The organism is Mycobacterium sp. IS-1556, from assembly GCF_001499985.1.
Taxonomy (GTDB): domain Bacteria; phylum Actinomycetota; class Actinomycetes; order Mycobacteriales; family Mycobacteriaceae; genus Mycobacterium.
Map to the genome: position 1 here is coordinate 39,374 of NZ_LQIM01000013.1, position 16,146 is coordinate 55,519.

The 16,146-nt window shown below is 68.9% G+C and carries 14 protein-coding genes, 1 tRNA gene and 2 pseudogenes; 11 read left to right on the forward strand and 6 right to left on the reverse strand.

All coding sequences use genetic code 11. The features are described from left to right. Positions 1-308: 308 nt before the first annotated feature. The 3 genes from AU187_RS25440 to AU187_RS12415 form a co-directional block, all read right to left on the reverse strand. Positions 309-446 carry a hypothetical protein gene (locus AU187_RS25440; protein ID WP_156442349.1) on the reverse strand — a complete coding sequence of 46 codons (138 nt, stop codon included), beginning with the start codon at positions 444-446 and terminating at the stop codon, positions 309-311. Continuing rightward, entirely contained in the window at positions 443-640 is a 198-nt protein-coding gene (locus AU187_RS12410; protein WP_059166797.1) for a helix-turn-helix domain-containing protein, read from the reverse strand. The genes AU187_RS25440 and AU187_RS12410 overlap by 4 nt, the downstream gene beginning before the upstream one ends. Positions 641-921: 281 nt before the next feature. Then, positions 922-2,436 carry a recombinase family protein gene (locus AU187_RS12415; RefSeq protein WP_156442350.1) on the reverse strand — a complete coding sequence of 505 codons (1,515 nt, stop codon included), beginning with the start codon at positions 2,434-2,436 and terminating at the stop codon, positions 922-924. On the opposite strand from AU187_RS12415, the pseudogene AU187_RS12420 reads away from it, so the two are divergent. From AU187_RS12420 to AU187_RS12445, 6 genes and pseudogenes are all read left to right on the forward strand, one after another. Beyond that, positions 2,333-2,950 (forward strand): annotated as a pseudogene (locus AU187_RS12420) (TadA family conjugal transfer-associated ATPase); the annotation flags it as partial. The gene AU187_RS12415 and the pseudogene AU187_RS12420 overlap by 104 nt on opposite strands. Next, a complete protein-coding gene (locus tag AU187_RS12425) occupies positions 2,947-3,726 on the forward strand; it encodes a type II secretion system F family protein (protein WP_059101712.1) in 780 nt (259 codons plus the stop codon). The pseudogene AU187_RS12420 and the gene AU187_RS12425, both read left to right, overlap by 4 nt. Next, a complete protein-coding gene (locus AU187_RS12430) occupies positions 3,723-4,292 on the forward strand; it encodes a type II secretion system F family protein (RefSeq protein ID WP_059101711.1) in 570 nt (189 codons plus the stop codon). The genes AU187_RS12425 and AU187_RS12430 overlap by 4 nt, the downstream gene beginning before the upstream one ends. 23 nt (positions 4,293-4,315) lie before the next feature. Beyond that, a complete protein-coding gene (locus AU187_RS12435; RefSeq protein ID WP_059101710.1) occupies positions 4,316-4,522 on the forward strand; it encodes a DUF4244 domain-containing protein in 207 nt (68 codons plus the stop codon). A 41-nt stretch (positions 4,523-4,563) separates the two neighbouring features. Beyond that, positions 4,564-4,845: a TadE family type IV pilus minor pilin gene (locus AU187_RS25940; protein WP_353612192.1), complete on the forward strand. Its 282-nt coding sequence runs from the start codon at positions 4,564-4,566 to the stop codon at positions 4,843-4,845. Between the two features lie 10 nt (positions 4,846-4,855). Next, positions 4,856-5,188: pseudogene (locus AU187_RS12445) on the forward strand (Rv3654c family TadE-like protein); the annotation flags it as partial. Here AU187_RS12445 and AU187_RS12450 read toward each other — a convergent pair. After that, a complete protein-coding gene (locus AU187_RS12450; RefSeq protein ID WP_059101709.1) occupies positions 5,185-6,216 on the reverse strand; it encodes a PAS domain-containing protein in 1,032 nt (343 codons plus the stop codon). The pseudogene AU187_RS12445 and the gene AU187_RS12450 sit on opposite strands and share 4 nt — an antisense overlap. 291 nt (positions 6,217-6,507) lie before the next feature. Continuing rightward, positions 6,508-8,835, reverse strand: coding sequence for a DEAD/DEAH box helicase (locus AU187_RS12455; protein ID WP_059101708.1), 2,328 nt, complete (start codon positions 8,833-8,835; stop codon positions 6,508-6,510). A gap of 279 nt (positions 8,836-9,114) precedes the next feature. Here AU187_RS12455 and AU187_RS12460 point away from each other — a divergent pair, with 279 nt between their 5' ends. From AU187_RS12460 to topA, 3 genes are all read left to right on the forward strand, one after another. Continuing rightward, the gene (locus AU187_RS12460) at positions 9,115-9,318 is read left to right on the forward strand and encodes a cold-shock protein (protein WP_006243848.1); all 204 of its coding nucleotides are present in this window, start codon (positions 9,115-9,117) and stop codon (positions 9,316-9,318) included. A 131-nt stretch (positions 9,319-9,449) separates the two neighbouring features. After that, a complete protein-coding gene (locus tag AU187_RS12465) occupies positions 9,450-10,040 on the forward strand; it encodes a hypothetical protein (RefSeq protein ID WP_059101707.1) in 591 nt (196 codons plus the stop codon). Between the two features lie 135 nt (positions 10,041-10,175). Next, the gene (topA, locus tag AU187_RS12470) at positions 10,176-12,977 is read left to right on the forward strand and encodes a type I DNA topoisomerase (protein WP_059101847.1); all 2,802 of its coding nucleotides are present in this window, start codon (positions 10,176-10,178) and stop codon (positions 12,975-12,977) included. A gap of 27 nt (positions 12,978-13,004) precedes the next feature. Here the strand turns inward: topA and AU187_RS12475 are convergent, their stop codons facing one another. After that, positions 13,005-14,606 (reverse strand): adenylate/guanylate cyclase domain-containing protein, encoded by a 1,602-nt coding sequence (locus tag AU187_RS12475; RefSeq protein WP_156425656.1) that lies wholly within the window; start codon positions 14,604-14,606, stop codon positions 13,005-13,007. 88 nt (positions 14,607-14,694) lie between these two features. On the opposite strand from AU187_RS12475, the gene AU187_RS12480 reads away from it, so the two are divergent. Together AU187_RS12480 and AU187_RS12485 are read left to right on the forward strand one after the other, a co-directional pair. Then, the gene (locus AU187_RS12480) at positions 14,695-15,903 is read left to right on the forward strand and encodes a DNA polymerase III subunit delta' (RefSeq protein ID WP_059101705.1); all 1,209 of its coding nucleotides are present in this window, start codon (positions 14,695-14,697) and stop codon (positions 15,901-15,903) included. A gap of 84 nt (positions 15,904-15,987) precedes the next feature. After that, a tRNA-Thr gene (locus tag AU187_RS12485) sits at positions 15,988-16,063 on the forward strand. The last annotated feature ends 83 nt before the right edge of the window (positions 16,064-16,146 follow it).

Genomic DNA, 16,146 nt, shown 5'->3' on the forward strand with positions numbered 1-16,146 from the left:
TAGCGGCGAACTCGCACAGCTCCATCGCCACTCGATACTCAGCGTCATCGAGGCGTAGGTGCCGAAGCCCCCGGCGGAAGTCGCGCGGATGAAAGTCCGCGCCGAACGGCGCCTGCCCGTTGGTTGTCGGCTCGCCACTCATGGCCGGACTCCAGCCGCGCGTTCGGCGCGCCGGCCGTGATGTGGCGGTCGCGGGCGGTCGGCACCATCTCGGCGCCGCTGTGGCCGTCGGTGGTGGGGTTTACGCTGGGCCTCGACTTGGTCAGTCTCGAGAGCCGCCTTCGCGTCCGCGGGGCGGTTTTCTCGTGTCACGTCGCGGCGCCTGCCCGGATAATCGCGGCGATGCGGTCGCGCTGTTCAGCGGTGAGCGGCGGCGCTTCGGCGACCACACGAGCGATGTGCTCGGACAGCACATCTGGGGTCGCTGCGCTCTCGCTGGCGGTCACGACGCGCCGAATGGCTTCATCACGGCGGCGTCGATCTCGTTGAGGTCAACGCGTACGATTCGGGGCCCGTTGCGGTATCCGGTGAGCCGGCCATCCGTGATCATCTGCCGGATCGTGCGTTCGGTGACCTGCAGGTATTCAGCGGCCTCGGCGAGCTTTGCGTAACGACGACGCGGAGGAATGGGTGAAGGCATCGCGAAATAAGCCCTTTCAGGTGGCTGTATTTCGGGCTGCCTTAGGTCCCGGCTGTGTGCGCTCGATCGGCCCGGCGTGGATCGCGGGTCGTCAGGAAGGCGACCTCATGCCGCTGCGCGAATCGCGATGCGCGCGAGGCAAATCGGTCGTTGCGCCGGCCGGTCTCACATCCCCGGTCTTCCGGGCCTTCCGGCGCCATACCTACGCGCCACAAGCATAGCGAGGCTCCGTCACACAGCAACCGAGCGCCGTGTCATTCGTAATGCGCCGGCAAGGCCCGTCAGCCGACCTTCCACTCGATGCGGACGTAGTTCGGGTCGAAGCCGCCGCGGTTACGTGGCGCCGGCAAAACGGTGACGGTCATCAGCACGTCGAGGAGTGCGCGGCGCTGTCCGAGTGAGAGGCCGTCGGAGCGGCCCTCTCGGGTGCCGAACCATAGTGAGCGGAGATCCTTTGCACCGCATAGCATCTGGATCGGGTTACGGCGACCGGCCGATGCGAGAGCTTTGGCGAGCGCTTCCTCCTTCGCGGTCAGCTGCTCGGTGCCGATCGCGAGCTGGCGCGCCGTGATTTGGCCGGCGGCGAACAGTCCGGCGAGTTCGTCCTGGCGCTCCCGCACGGCGACCAGCTCGACGCGCAGCGCCGCGGTGTCGCGGTCGTCGTCGGCCTCGAGTAGGCCATCGAGCAGCCCCGGCTCCGACAGCCGCGTGACGATCACCTCCTCGACGTAGGCGTCGAGGGTGCTCGCCTCGCGGGTGACGTGGCCGCCGCCGTCGCGGATGTTGCGGTTGCCGCACCGGTAGGTGTGTCGCTTGACGCTCCCTCCGGTGCCCACCCGCAGCTGCGCCTCGCCGCACACGCCGCACACGTAGAGCCCGGAGCCGAGCCAGCGGATCGTTCCGCCGCGGCCGCCGTTCGTGCGGCGCGCCGGGTCGGACAGAATCGCGCACGCGGCCCGCCAGGTGTCCTCCGGCACGATCGGCGGCCACACCGCGGGCCCGACGATCTCGCCGTGATACGACGACAGGCCGGCCGTTCGCGGACGCATGATGGTGTCCTTCAGCGCTACCGACGTCCAGGGTCCGCGCCCGGTCGCCGTGGGAACGCCGCGCTCGTTGAGGTCGCGCACCAGCGACCGCAGCGACACACCGGACACAATGGCCTCGGTCGCCTTGGCGATCTCGGCGGCCTCGTCGGGCCGGATGGTGACGCCGTCCTTCTCGAAGCCGTAGGGGCGGATGCCGCCGTGCCAGCCGCCGGCCTTGGCCTGCTGCTGGCGGGCGCGCCGGATCCGCTCGCCCTTGTGCTCGGACTCGCAGCGCGCCCAGGCGCCGAGCGTGCGCGCGACGGCCCTACCGGATGCGGTCGACAGGTCCCAGGCACCGGCCTGCACGGTGTGGGTCTGGATGCCGAACTTGTTGGAGAGGTCGATGTAGGTTTCGAGCTCGAGCGGGGAGCGGTGCAGCCGGTCCGGGTGCCACGCGACGACGCCGTCGAGCGCCCCGTCCTCGATGTCGGCGAGCAGCGCCTGGTATTCGGGCCGGCGCTTCCCGCTGTAGGCCGATATGTCGTTGTCTACGTACACATTTCGGACGTCCCAGCCGAGCCGCTGAGCGAGCTTGCGACAGTCCTGTTCCTGCCGTTCGACGCCGAGCCGAGTGCCGTCCCGGTCCTGGCTGATCCGTACGTATATCGCGGCGCGAAGTGCCATCCGTCTAGTGTGCCATAGATTGAGTGTCGGGAAGACGACACTGCTGGCCGCAGTCCTGGGCGCGGTTCCCGGGACCGAACGCATCGTCTGCGTCGAGGACGCGCCGGAAATCGCTCCGGCACATCCGCATCTGGTGAAGCTCGTCGCGCGCTGCGCCAACGTCGAAGGCGCGGGCGAGGTGACGATGCGCGACCTGGTCAGGCAGGCGTTGCGGATGCGGCCCGACCGCATCGTCGTCGGCGAGGTACGCGGCGCCGAGGTGGTCGATCTGCTCGCCGCGCTCAACACCGGCCACGACGGCGGTGCCGGCACCGTGCACGCCAACAGTCCGGGCGAGGTGCCCGCCCGCCTGGAGGCGCTGGCCGCGCTCGGCGGTCTCGACCGGGCCGCGCTGCACAGCCAGCTTGCAGCCGCGGTGCAGGTGGTGATCCACGTCGACCGTGACCGGGCGGGCAAGCGCCGGCTCAGTGAGGTCGCACTCCTGACGGCTGGGGTGGACGGTCAGGTCCGGGTGTCGACGGCGTGGCACCTCGAGCGCGGCTTCGGTTGCGGCGCCGAGCGATTGCGTGACCTCCTTCGGCAGCGGGGCGCGTTGTGAGCGGCGCAGCGCTGGCCCTTGCGCTGGCGCTTCTGGTCGCACCCGGCCCGCGTCGGCGGTCGATCCGCGCGTGCGGGGGAGGCGACCGCCGGTCGAGGCGGATCCCGGTCGCACCTTGGCTGGCGATCGGCCTGCTCGCATTGGTTGTCGTTGCCCCGTTCGGGGTTGTCGTGGCGGCAGCGATCGCCGCGCTCACCGGTGAAATCCGCAGGCGGCGCCGGCGCAGGCGGCGAGAACGCAAAGCGGAAGCGGCAGCACTGGAGGGTGCGCTGGACGTCCTGGTCGGCGAGTTGAGAATCGGTGCGCATCCGGTAGCCGCTTTCGAGGCAGCCGCATCCGAAGTCGACGGCGTCGTCGCGGCGTCGCTGCGAACGGTCGCGGCGAGGGCACGGATGGGCGCCGACGTCGCAGCCGGGCTACAAAGTGTGGCCGGCCGGTCAGCGCTGGCCGCACATTGGCAGCGACTCGCGACCTGTTGGCAACTGGCTCAGGCGCACGGCCTCGCGATCGCGGCACTGATGCACACCGCACACCGTGACATCGTTGCGCGGGAACGGTTCTCGGCCCAGGTCGACGCTGGGATGGCGGGTGCCCGCACCACCGCCACGGTGCTCGCGGCGCTGCCACTGCTCGGGGTGGGCCTCGGCGAACTGATCGGTGCCGAACCGCTGCGCTTCCTGTTCACGGGTGGCCAGTGGCTGCTCGTCGTCGGTGTGACGCTGACCTGTCTGGGCCTCGCCTGGTCGGACCGGATCACCGGCGGGGTGGTCAAATGACGCTTGCGGCACTGCTTCTCGCCGGCGCGTTGCTCGTCGGCGGCGTTGACAGGCGGGCGCGGGTTCGCGGCACTCCGGCCTCATCGCGGGGGATACCCGACGGAGGCGGGCCGGGCGATCCGCTGGCGTTCGCTTCGACGCTGGACGTGCTGGCCGCCTGCCTGCGTTCAGGGATGGCTGTGTCCAGTGCCGCGGCCGCTGCGGCACCGTCGGCGCCACGACATTTGGCGCGGTTGCTGCTGCGCGCGGCAGATCTGCTGGCCTTGGGCGCCGATCCGTCGACCGCATGGGCGACTCCGCCCGACGTGGACCGCCACGCTGACGCGCTGCTGCGGTTGGCGCGGCGCTCGGCGTCCTCCGGAACGGCGCTGGCGCAGGGTGTCACCGAGTTGGCGGGCCGCTCGCGCGACGACGCGGCGGATGCCGCCCGCGCGGCCGCCGAGCGGGCGTCGGTCTTGATCGCCGGCCCGCTGGGCGTGTGCTACCTGCCCGCGTTCGTGTGCCTGGGCATCGTGCCCGTCGTCGCCGGCCTGGCCGGTGACGTGCTGCAGTCCGGGATTTTGTGAAGGGTATCGAGTGGGGAGGGAAGATGAAGGTGCGCAATCGGATTCGTGCGTTGCAAACGAAACTGGCATTGCTGATGGTGGAGGACGACGGCATGTCGACCGTCGAGTACGCGATCGGCACGATCGCCGCCGCCGCGTTCGGCGCGATCCTGTACACGGTGGTCACCGGCGACTCGATCGTCAGCGCCCTGACCAACATCATCAGCCGCGCGCTCAACACCAACGTCTAGCCGGTGAGCGTGGCGGCGCCACGGTCGAGGCGGCGTTCGCGGTGGCCGCACTGGTTGCGGTGCTCATCATGTGTGCGGCCGGCCTGGCGGCGGTGTCAACGCACATCCGCTGTGTCGACGCCGCCCGCGAGGCGGCACGGCTCGCTGCCCGGGGCGATAACGGCGGCGATGTGGCACGGAATCTCGCGCCCGAAGGCGCCGCCGTGCTCATCCGCCGCGACGGCGACTTCGTCGTCGCCACCGTCACCGCGCGGTCCGCGATGCTGCCGGGGCTCGCCGTCGAAGCGAAAGCGGTGGCGGCCGTGGAACCGGCTTCACGCTGACGACGGCGCGGCAACCCTGATCGCGGCGGCGATGATCGCCGTGCTGCTGACGATCACCGTCGGCGCGGCATACCTCGGCGTGGCGGTGACAGCGCGGCACCGCGCTCAGGCGGCCGCCGACCTGGGTGCCCTGGCGGCTGCCCACCGAATCGCCACCGGTGTGGATGCGGCGTGTGCGTGGGCGGCCGCGGTCGCCACCGCGATGCAGGCCGACATGACTCGGTGTGACGTGGCCGGCCTGGATGTGGTTGTCGCCGTCGATGTTTCGGTCACATTGGGGCGCTTCGGAGTGGGCCCTGCGCACGCGGTCGCCCGCGCCGGACCAGGAGATCCGGCGGGCTAATGCTCGCCTACGTGCCGACCCGGTTGCGCGATTTCCGTGGTGCTGGGCCGACGCAGCGTTGCCAGGGCCGCGTACACATCCTCGTCCAGTTCGACCCGATTCACGGTCACATGCACCGGCGTCCATTCGCTGTCGCCGACCCCGGCCATCCGCAGCACACCGGTGGCGACGCCGGTGCTGAATTCGGTTGCCATGCGCTCCATCTCGGCATGATCGGCAGGGTGCACCGTATGCTCGCCCGCCAAGCTGATCCGCCAGTCGAAGAACGGCGCGGGCTCATCGAGCCACTTCAGCAAGGTCCAGTTCGTCGGGTCCACCAGCGCGCGGTGCACCCCAGGCTGGGCCAGCCCGTTGAGGATTCGCTGCGCGAGGTGGTCCTGCGGCGGCCCGGTCTCTTCATGCTCACTGCGCCAGTTCATAGCCCTGCACAGCAGCCGATCCGGGCCGTCGTCGCGTGGCTCCACGACCGTGCGCGTGACGAAGCCGACGGTGATCGGCTCACCGCGATAGTCGGTGACGTCCCATGTGCTGCAGAACGTGGTGCCCGGCTCGCGTTTGATCGCCATCGTCAGCACCTTGGCTTCGCTCGGGTTGAGCTCACGCATCGGCAGATCGTCGGCGAAGGTGCGGTTCTGCGTCGGCTCCCTGTGTGGATCCCATCCGCTGTTGAACAGCGATTCCTCGGTGTTGGTGGCGGTTCCGGTGTCGAGATCCCACAACAGCGGTCCAGGCACAGGCCGCTGCGGGGGTTCCATGTCTGGGGGTCCGATCCAGATGTGCACGCCGTGTATGCGGCCGTCGGTCATCTGCACTACCTCGGTGCGGATGACGCGATCGTTCTTGGGAGTGATGCTGCTCAGGCCCTGTCGCGCCCGCACAGTTTCGCCGATGGCGGTCTGCACGGCCATCAGGTGGGGGTTACGCCGCAGAAACGCACCGACCGGAATCAAATTCTGGGTTCGATGGCCCTGCGCCACCACGACGGGCTCGCTGCCCAGCGTCTCCACGAGCAGCCAGTCGTGGGTCATGGTGACACTTTACCGGCGGACCTGGGGGGCCCTCCGGGCTGACAGGTGCGGAATTCGTTGCGATTCGGCGGCCTCACGACTTCCGGGGCGTGTCATCGCCCGCCTCGGGAGTTGCAACCACCTCATCAACGAGGTAGCTTTCGTCTGCGCCCGGCTTCCGGGATTGGGAACGGATCGCGTCGTTCGGCCGTTCCCCGCATGGTTCGCGCTCGGTGGCCAGTTCACGGCCCCGGAGGGCGGACACCGTGGGGGGCGATCGTCGAGGGGTCGATCGCCCCTTCGCACGGTCCGTCAGGGCCAGTTGCCGGAAATCTCACGGAGCACGAGGCGCAGCACCCGCACCGCACCGTCCTTGTCCAGCGGGTCGTTTCCGTTGCCGCACTTGGGCGACTGCACACAGGAGGGGCATCCCGCAGGGCATTCGCACGCCTCGATCGCATCGGCCGTCGCCGCCCACCAGGTGGCAAGCCTACGGAATCCGCGGTCGGCGAAGCCCGCACCGCCGGGGTAGCCGTCGTAGACGAAGATCGTCGGCAATCCCCGCACCGGCCCGACCGCCGTCGACACTCCGCCGATGTCACCCCGATCGCAACTGGCGACCAGCGGCAGAAGCCCGATCGCCGCGTGTTCGGCGGCGTGAAGGGCGCCGGGCACCCGAAGTAGGTCGAGGCCGTTGTGCTGCAACGCCTCTGGAGTGATCGTGCACATCACCGCGGTGGTGTCCAGGGTGCGGGTGGGCATCTCGAGTTCGACGAAGTCGATCACCTCGCCCGTCAGGCGACGCCGCAGATAACCGATCACCCTATTGGTCACCGAAACCGGTACGAGCCCAACGGTCACCGGGCCGAACGCTTTTCGCTCACCTTCGCCGGTGACCGAGATGTCGGCCACTTCCCGGGCGGAGGTGGTGTAGCCCGGATCGTTGGCGTGCACGAACGCCACGCCGTCTTCGAAGTCGAGGGAGTCGACGACGTAGCTCTCGCCCTGGTGCAGATACACGGCGCCGGAGTGCACCGAGGCGGGCGCCTGACCCGCACCCGTGTTGCCGAGCATGCGGCCGGTACCCGCCTCCAGGATTGCGATCTGCCCGCCCGATCCGCCGCGGATGTCGACGGTCGGATGCGGATCCATGCCGGGGGTGGGGAAGTAACCGCTCGCCCGGCGGCGCAGCAGTCCGTCGTCGACGAGCGCCCCGGCGACCGCTTCGGCGTTCCACATCCGCACCTCGGCATCGGTCAGCGGGAGTTCGGTGGCCGCGCACAGCAGTTGCGGCCCAAGCACGTACGGGTTCGTCGGATCGATGACGACGCGTTCGATCGGCTTGTCCAGCAGTGCGGCCGGGTGGTGCACCAGGTAGGTGTCCAGCGGATCATCGCGGGCGATCAACACGATCAGCGCGCCCTGTCCCCGGCGGCCCGACCGGCCGGCCTGCTGCCAGAACGATGTCACGGTGCCCGGGAAGCCGGCGAGTACAACGGCGTCCAGACCGGCGATGTCCACGCCCAACTCCAGGGCGTTCGTCGTCGCCAGCCCCCGCAGTTCCCCGTCGGCCAGGGCGCGTTCGAGTGCGCGGCGGTCTTCGGCGAGGTAACCGGCGCGGTAGGACGCCACCCGGTCGGCGAGATCCGGCGCCCGCTCCTGCAGCCGGGTCCGCGCGCCGAGCGCCGTCAGTTCCGCGCCCCGGCGCGACCGCACGAACGTCAGCATCCGGGCGCCCTCGGCGATCAGGTCGGCCATCACGCCGGCGGCCTCGGCGCCCGCCGAACGCCTTACCGGGGCCCCGTTTTCGCCGATTACGTCGTCGAGCAGCGGGGGCTCCCACAGTGCCACGGTGCGAGCCCCCTGCGGCGACCCGTCCTCGGTCACTTCGACGACGGTCTGCCCGATCAGTTCGGACGCCGTTTCCGCGGGCGCGGCCGTCGTCGCGCTGGCGAAGATCACCGTCGGCATGCTGCCGGTGGCCGAGTACCGCGCGCACAACCGCAGCAGCCGTCGCAGTACCATCGCCACGTTCGAGCCGAAAATGCCGCGGTAGTAATGGCATTCGTCGATGACGAGGTAGCGCAGGTGGCGGAGGAACACCGCCCAGCGGGCATGGTTGCGCAGCAACGACAGGTGAATCATGTCAGGGTTGGAGAACAGCCAGCGCGACCGTTCGCGCGCGAAACGCCGAACGTCACCGGGACTGTCGCCGTCGTAGGCGCACGGCGCGACGTCGGGGAGCGGCACAGCCTCGGTGAGCGCCACCGCGGTCCGCAGTTGGTCGTGGCCGAGCGCCTTGGTCGGCGACAGGTACAGCACCCGGGCCCGCGGATCCGCTTTCAAGTCCGTCAATATGGGCAGCTGGTAGGCCAGCGACTTGCCCGATGCCGTGCCGGTGCACAGCACCACGTGGCGGCCGGCGTGAGCGAGCTCCGCCGCGGCGAGCTGATGTGACCACGGAGCCTCGATGCCCCGATCAACGAACGCCCGCACCACATCTGAGTCGGCCCAGCGCGGCCACTGCTGCGGTCGCCCCTGACGCGGCGGAATATCAGCGACGTGGCGCAGCGGATTCTGCCCGCCCTGCCCGGTGCCTTCGACCGCGCAAGCAAGCAGCTCGCGGCCGAAATCAGCCATCGATCGTCCTCCCTGAATGCTCCGCTGGAGTGAATTGTTCCCCACTTACCAGCGCCGAGACTGTACGCAGCAGTGACGAACGTGATTGACTTAGCGCGGTCGCAGCTTCTGTGTTCGTGTATCAGCACTCGCAGGAACGACGTTGCGATCGCGGTTCCTGCGAGGGTTGTAGGTCGGGTCGAGTTCCGAGCTTCCACGAAGGAGAGCGGTCGGAACGGGCCCGGTGTACCGAAACACGGTGGACCGCACCCGGTGAATAAGAGAAGGAAACAACAGGAAATGCCACAGGGAACTGTGAAGTGGTTCAACGCGGAGAAGGGCTTCGGCTTCATCGCCCCGGAGGACGGCTCCGCCGACGTTTTTGTCCACTACACGGAAATTCAGGGCAGCGGCTTCCGCACCCTGGAGGAGAACCAGAAGGTTGAGTTCGAGGTTGGCCAGAGCCCCAAGGGGCCGCAGGCCACGGGTGTTCGGGCCGTCTAGCGCGACCAACACGATCTGAGGGCAACACCCCGCGCGCATCCGAGACCGGTTGCCGCGGGGTGTTCGTCGTTTCGGCGCGCCAGGGGCCCGGCCGACACGGTAGATGTCGACGGCTGCCTTACTGTCGATTCGTGAGCCAGCTGTCGTTCTTCTCGGCGGAGTCGGTGCCCCCCGCGGTCGCCGACCTCACGGGGCTGCTCGCCGCCCCCGGCCAGGTGGTACTGGTCGGTGCGGGCGCACAGCAGGGTGCGCGGCTGTCGGTCGTCGTCGACCAGATGTGGCGTGCCGAGGCCATCGCAGAGATGATCGTCGAGGCGGGCCTGCAGCCGGAGATCTCCCGCACCGACGAGAACAATCCACTGGTGCGCACCACCGTCGACTCGCGGCTGGTCGCCATCGCGGCTGATTGGACCCGTGGAGCCGTCAAGACCGTGCCGCCCCAGTGGCTGCCCGGACCGCGTGAGCTTCGGGCCTGGACGTTGGCCGCGGGTACGCCGGAGGCGGACCGGTATCTGCTCGGACTGGACCCGCATGCGCCCGACACCCATGCGCCGCTCGCGTCGGCGATGATGCGGGTGGGGATTGCGCCGACGCTGATCGGCACGCGAGGCTCACGCCCGGCACTGCGGATCAGCGGTCGCCGACGGCTGTCGCGCCTGGTAGAGAACGTGGGGGAACCGCCCGGCAACGTGGAGGCGTTCCACCAATGGCCGCGTATTTGACGGCCGTGCAGAGGGGGGCCAGTTTGCGTCGGCTCGCGCGGGGTGCGAAATTGTCAGTTGCCGACGGGGTCGACGAGCCGCCGAGTGCGGAGTCCGGCGCCGTGGGCGACTGAAGAAGTGGAGCGTAAGCAAAAGGTGGCAGACGGGGACCGCGGCGGCAGTCGCAATGGTGGCGTCCGGCGGCTCGTCATAGTCGAGTCGCCGACCAAGGCGCGCAAAATAGCTGGTTACCTGGGCTCCAACTACATCGTCGAGTCCTCCCGGGGGCACATCCGCGACCTGCCCCGCAACGCCGCCGACGTGCCCGCGAAGTACAAGTCGGAACCGTGGGCCCGGCTCGGGGTGGACGTCGACCACAACTTCGAGCCGCTCTACATCATCAGCCCCGAAAAGAAGAGCACGGTCGCCGAGCTGAAAGACCTGCTCAAGAACGTCGACGAGCTGTATCTGGCGACCGACGGCGACCGCGAGGGCGAGGCCATCGCCTGGCATCTGCTCGAGACGCTCAAGCCGCGCATCCCGGTCAAGCGGATGGTGTTCCACGAGATCACCGAGCCCGCCATCCGGGCCGCCGCCCAGGATCCCCGCGACCTGGACAACGACCTGGTCGACGCGCAGGAGACTCGCCGCATCCTGGACCGGCTGTACGGCTACGAGGTCAGCCCGGTGCTGTGGAAGAAGGTCGCGCCGAAGTTGTCCGCGGGCCGGGTGCAGTCGGTGGCGACGCGGATCATCGTCCAGCGTGAACGCGAGCGGATGGCGTTCCGCAGCGCAGGCTACTGGGACGTCACCGCCGAACTCGACGCCAGCGTGTCCGACCCGCAGGCGTCCCCGCCCACCTTCACCGCGAAACTGAACACCGTCGACGGCCGACGGGTGGCCACCGGACGGGACTTCGACTCGTTGGGCCAGCTCCGCAAGCCCGACGAGGTGCTGGTGCTCGACGAGGCCGCCGCGAGTGCGCTGGCCACCGGCCTGCGCGGGGCACAGCTGGCCGTGAGCTCGGTCGAGCAGAAGCCCTACACCCGCAGGCCGTACGCCCCGTTCATGACGTCGACCCTGCAGCAGGAGGCGGGCCGCAAGCTGCGGTTCTCCTCGGAGCGCACGATGAGCATCGCGCAGCGGCTCTACGAGAACGGCTACATCACTTATATGCGCACCGACTCGACCACGCTGTCGGCGAGCGCAGTGGAAGCCGCGCGCAACCAGGCCCGCCAGCTCTACGGCGAGGAATACCTGCACCCGACCCCGCGGCAGTACACCCGCAAGGTGAAGAACGCGCAGGAGGCGCACGAGGCCATCCGGCCTGCCGGCGACGTGTTCTCCACCCCCGGCCAGCTGCACGGCCAGCTCGACACCGACGAGTTCCGGCTCTACGAGCTGATCTGGCAGCGCACGGTGGCCTCGCAGATGGCCGATGCGCGCGGCACCACGCTTTCGCTGCGGATCTCCGGAGTTGCGCGCGACGGTCAGCAGGTCGTGTTCAACGCCAGCGGTCGCACGATCACGTTCCCGGGGTTCCTGAAGGCATACGTCGAGAGCATCGACGAGCAGGCCGGCGGCGAGGCCGACGATGCCGAGAGCCGGCTGCCTTCGTTGCAGCAGGGCCAGCGCGTCGACGCCAAGGACCTCACCGCCGACGGGCACAACACGACGCCGCCCGCCCGCTACACCGAGGCCTCGCTGATCAAGGCGCTCGAGGACCTCGGCATCGGCCGGCCGTCGACATACTCGTCGATCATCAAGACCATCCAGGACCGTGGTTACGTCGTGAAGCGGGGCAGCGCGCTGGTGCCGTCGTGGGTGGCGTTCGCCGTCATCGGACTGCTCGAGCAGCACTTCAGCCGTCTCGTGGACTATGGGTTCACCGCGGCGATGGAAGACGAGCTCGACGAGATCGCCGCCGGTCACGAACGACGGACCAACTGGCTCAACAACTTCTACTTCGGCGGTGATCACGGAGTCGAGGACTCGATCGCCCGGTCGGGTGGGCTCAAGAAGCTCGTCGGAGTGAACCTCGAGGAGATCGATGCTCGAGAAGTCAACTCCATCAGGCTCTTTGACGATGAGCAGGGCCGTCCCATCTACGTGCGGGTGGGCAAGAACGGCGCGTACCTGGAGCGAATGGTCACCGGCGACGACGGTGAGCAGACTCCGCAGCGGGCCAACCTCAAGGACGAGCTCACTCCGGACGAGCTGACGTTGGAGCTCGCCGAAAAGCTGTTCGCCACACCGCAAGAGGGACGATCGCTGGGTGTCGACCCGCAGACCGGGCACGAGATCGTCGCCAAGGACGGCCGCTACGGTCCGTATGTCACCGAGGTGCTGCCCGAACCGCCGGACGACGGGGACGCCGGTGCACCTGCGAAGAAGGGCAAGAAGCCGACGGGACCCAAGCCGCGCACCGGGTCGCTGCTGCGCTCGATGGACTTGGAGACGGTCACGCTCGACGACGCGCTCCGGCTGTTGTCGTTGCCGCGGGTCGTCGGTGTTGACCCGAACACCGGTGAGGAGATCACCGCGCAGAACGGACGCTACGGTCCATACCTCAAGCGCGGCACCGACTCTCGGTCACTGACCACCGAAGAGCAGATGTTCGACATCACGCTCGAGGAAGCGCTGAAGATCTACGCGGAGCCGAAACGCCGTGGGCAGCGGGCGGCGGCCCCGCCGCTGCGTGAGTTGGGCAACGACCCGGCGACCGGCAAGCCGATGGTGATCAAGGACGGCCGGTTCGGCCCGTATGTCACCGACGGAGAGACCAACGCCAGCCTGCGCAAGGGCGACGACGTGCTGTCGATCACCGATGACCGCGCCGCAGAGCTGCTGGCCGACCGGCGGGCGCGGGGTCCGGTGAAGCGGACCAAGAAGGCCGGCGCCAAGAAGTCGCCGGCGAAGAAGAAGGCACCCGCGAAGAAAGCGGCCAAGAAAAGCTGACGCGCGAAGGGGCGCTTGCGCTCGAAATCAGCGCGATTCTTCGGTCACAATTTCACGTTCGGCGTTGGCCCCCTCGGGGCTGATCAGGTTCACCGGCCTGGCCAACTGCGTCGGCGCTGTGCGACCGCGCAAGTCGACGATCTCGCCGACGTCCCAACACAGCGCTTCGGCGTCGAGCGCCCCGCTGACCGCGATCGCCGAGGCCAGCACGTGACCTTCTTCCAGCTTCGCCAGTTCGGTGAGCCGCGCCGCCTCGTTGACCGGATCTCCGATCACGGTGTACTCGAAGCGTGCCTGGGCGCCGATGTGCCCGGCGATCGCCCGGCCTGCCGACACCCCGATGCCGAACTCGGTCTGGCCCAGCACCTCGATCAACTCGTCGTGCAGTTCCCGGGAGGCGGCGAGCGCCGCCCCGCACGCATCCGGGTGCTCGATCGGTGCGCCGAAGATGGCGAGCGCCGCGTCGCCCTGGAACTTGTTGACGAAGCCGCCGTGCCGGTTGACCGTGTCGACCACGACGCGGAAGAAGTCGTTGAGCAGGTTGACGACCTCGGAGGCGGGGATCGTCGCCGCCAACTGCGTCGAGCCGACCAGATCGACGAACAGCACCGCAACGTCGCGCTCCTGACCACCCAGTTCGGTCCCGCGTTCCAATGCGCGGCGGGCCACGTCCTCGCCGACGTAGCGACCGAACAGGTCGCGCAACCGCTGTCGTTCGGCCAGGTCGCGGACCATGTCGTTGAAGCCGGCCTGCAGCAGACCCAGCTCGCTGGCGTCGTAGATCTGCATGTGGGCGTTGTAGTTGCCCCGCTGCACCTCGCCCAGCGCCCAACGCAGTTGGCGCAGGGGGTCGGCGATCGACATGGCCACCAGGACGGTGCCGGCCAACCCGACCACCAGCGCGGAGATCGCAAGGATCAGGATCGGCGTGGTGAGGCGGTGTGCGGGCGCGGTGAGGATCTCGAACTTGCTGGCCACCAGCGCCAGCACGATCGCGATGATGGGCACGGCGGTGGACAGCACCCACGTCATCACCTGGCGCGCGATCACCCCCGGCGCCCGGAAGTTCTCCGGTACGCCACCGCGCAGGGCGGCCACGGCGACGGGCCGCAACACGCGCTCGGACTGCAGGTAACCGATGATCGCGGTCGCGGTGGCACCCAGTCCGGTGGCGACAGCCACGACTGGCGCCGACTTGCTGGCCACCGGCCAGCTCGCGACGATGAACACCACCGAGCCGAGGAACCAGTTCACGACGTTGATCACCGACCGGTAGAACGGCATCTTCAGTGCGCGGGTGCGCGCCACCTCGGTCTCGGCCGGATCCCGGTCGCCGAGCAGCATGTCGCGGCGCTGCCAGCGCATGACCGGGATGAGCAGCCGCAGGCTTACGTACGACGCGGCCGTGAACCCGACGAACAGGAAGCCGAGGAATACCGCCAGGTTGAAGGCGGGCAGATCCTGCAGTTGGATGCGGTCCTCCGGCGGCAGGCCGAACCTCAGGAAGCTCAGGACCAGCAGGGCGCCGATGATGTCGGCCTGCACCATGCCCAACGTGAACACCGGCCACGGGGTGCGCGCGGCCCAGCGGACGAATGCGCTGATTCGCCCGATCGGTCTCGCGTCCATGGCCACGCGTCAACCGTATCGGGCATCGGGGACGTCTACGGGTGGTGTGAGACGGACGTGTCGGTTCGCAGCATTACTGTTATCTGCGATGGGCGGTGTCTTCTCGCGTCTGGTGGGTCAGCAGGCCGTGGAGGCCGAGTTGGTGGCCGCGGCCCGCGCTGCGCGCGGTGAGGAGGCTCACACCGGCCTCGCCACCGGGACCATGACACACGCCTGGCTCATCACTGGCCCGCCGGGCTCGGGTCGCTCGGTGGCGGCGCTCTGTTTCGCGGCCGCGCTGCAGTGCACAGCCGAAGGTGCGCCGGGCTGTGGTGAATGCCGCGCGTGCACGACGACGATGGCCGGCACGCACGCCGATGTGCGTCGCATCATTCCCGAGGGACTGTCGATCGGCGTCGACGAGATGCGGGGCATCGTGCAGATCGCCTCGCGGCGGCCGGGCACCGGGCGGTGGCAGATCGTGTTGATCGAGGATGCCGATCGGCTCACGGAGGGCGCGGCGAACGCACTGCTCAAAGTGGTGGAGGAGCCTCCGCCGTCCACGGTGTTCCTACTGTGCGCGCCGTCGGTGGACCCGGAGGACATCGCGATCACCCTGCGATCGCGGTGCCGGCACGTGGCGTTGGTGACGCCGAGTGTGGACGCCATCGCGGACGTGCTCGTCGAAAGCGACGGGCTGCCGGAGGCCGACGCCCGATGGGCGGCGTCGGTCAGCGGCGGCCATGTCGGCAGGGCCAGGCGACTGGCCACCGACGAGGCGGCCCGCGAGCGCAGGAAACGCGCGCTGGGGCTGGCGCGGGACGCGGCGACTCCCTCGCGGGCTTACGCCGCGGCCGAGGAGTTGGTGAAGACGGCCGAGGACGAGGCGTTGGCGCTGACGGTGGACCGCAACGAGGCCGAGACGGAGGAGCTGCGCACCGCACTCGGCGCGGGCGGCACCGGCAAAGGCACGGCCGGCTCGCTGCGCGGAGCTGCGGGTGCGCTGAATGCCCTTGAGCGACGGCAGAAGTCGCGCAAGACGCGTGCGTCACGCGATTCGCTCGACCGGGCGCTGATCGATCTGGCGACGTACTTCCGCGACGCGCTGCTGGTGGCCTCCGGTGCGGGGGACGTGCAGCACCACCATCCCGACATGGGGGACGAGGTCGCCAAGATCGCCGCGCATGCATCGCCGGAGAAGCTGTTGCGTTGCATCGAGGCGGTGCTGGAGTGTCGCGAGGCGCTGGCGGTGAACGTCAAGCCGAAGTTCGCGGTCGACGCGATGGTCGCCACCGTCGGCCGCGCACTGCGTGACTGAGTTGGGTCCGCGACGGGCCCTGCCGTAGACTCGTGCCGCCGCTACGGCACTTCGCTCTTCGCGCAAGCGCTCGTCGGACGGCACGCCACCTTAGCTCAGTCGGCAGAGCGGCTCACTCGTAATGAGCAGGTCAGGAGTTCGATTCTCCTAGGTGGCTCCAGCTCTTTGTATTAGTGCGGTTGAGGCTTGACATTTCGTCTTCGGTTGATGGGCGACAGTGTTTCGGCTGATGGTTGACAGTTA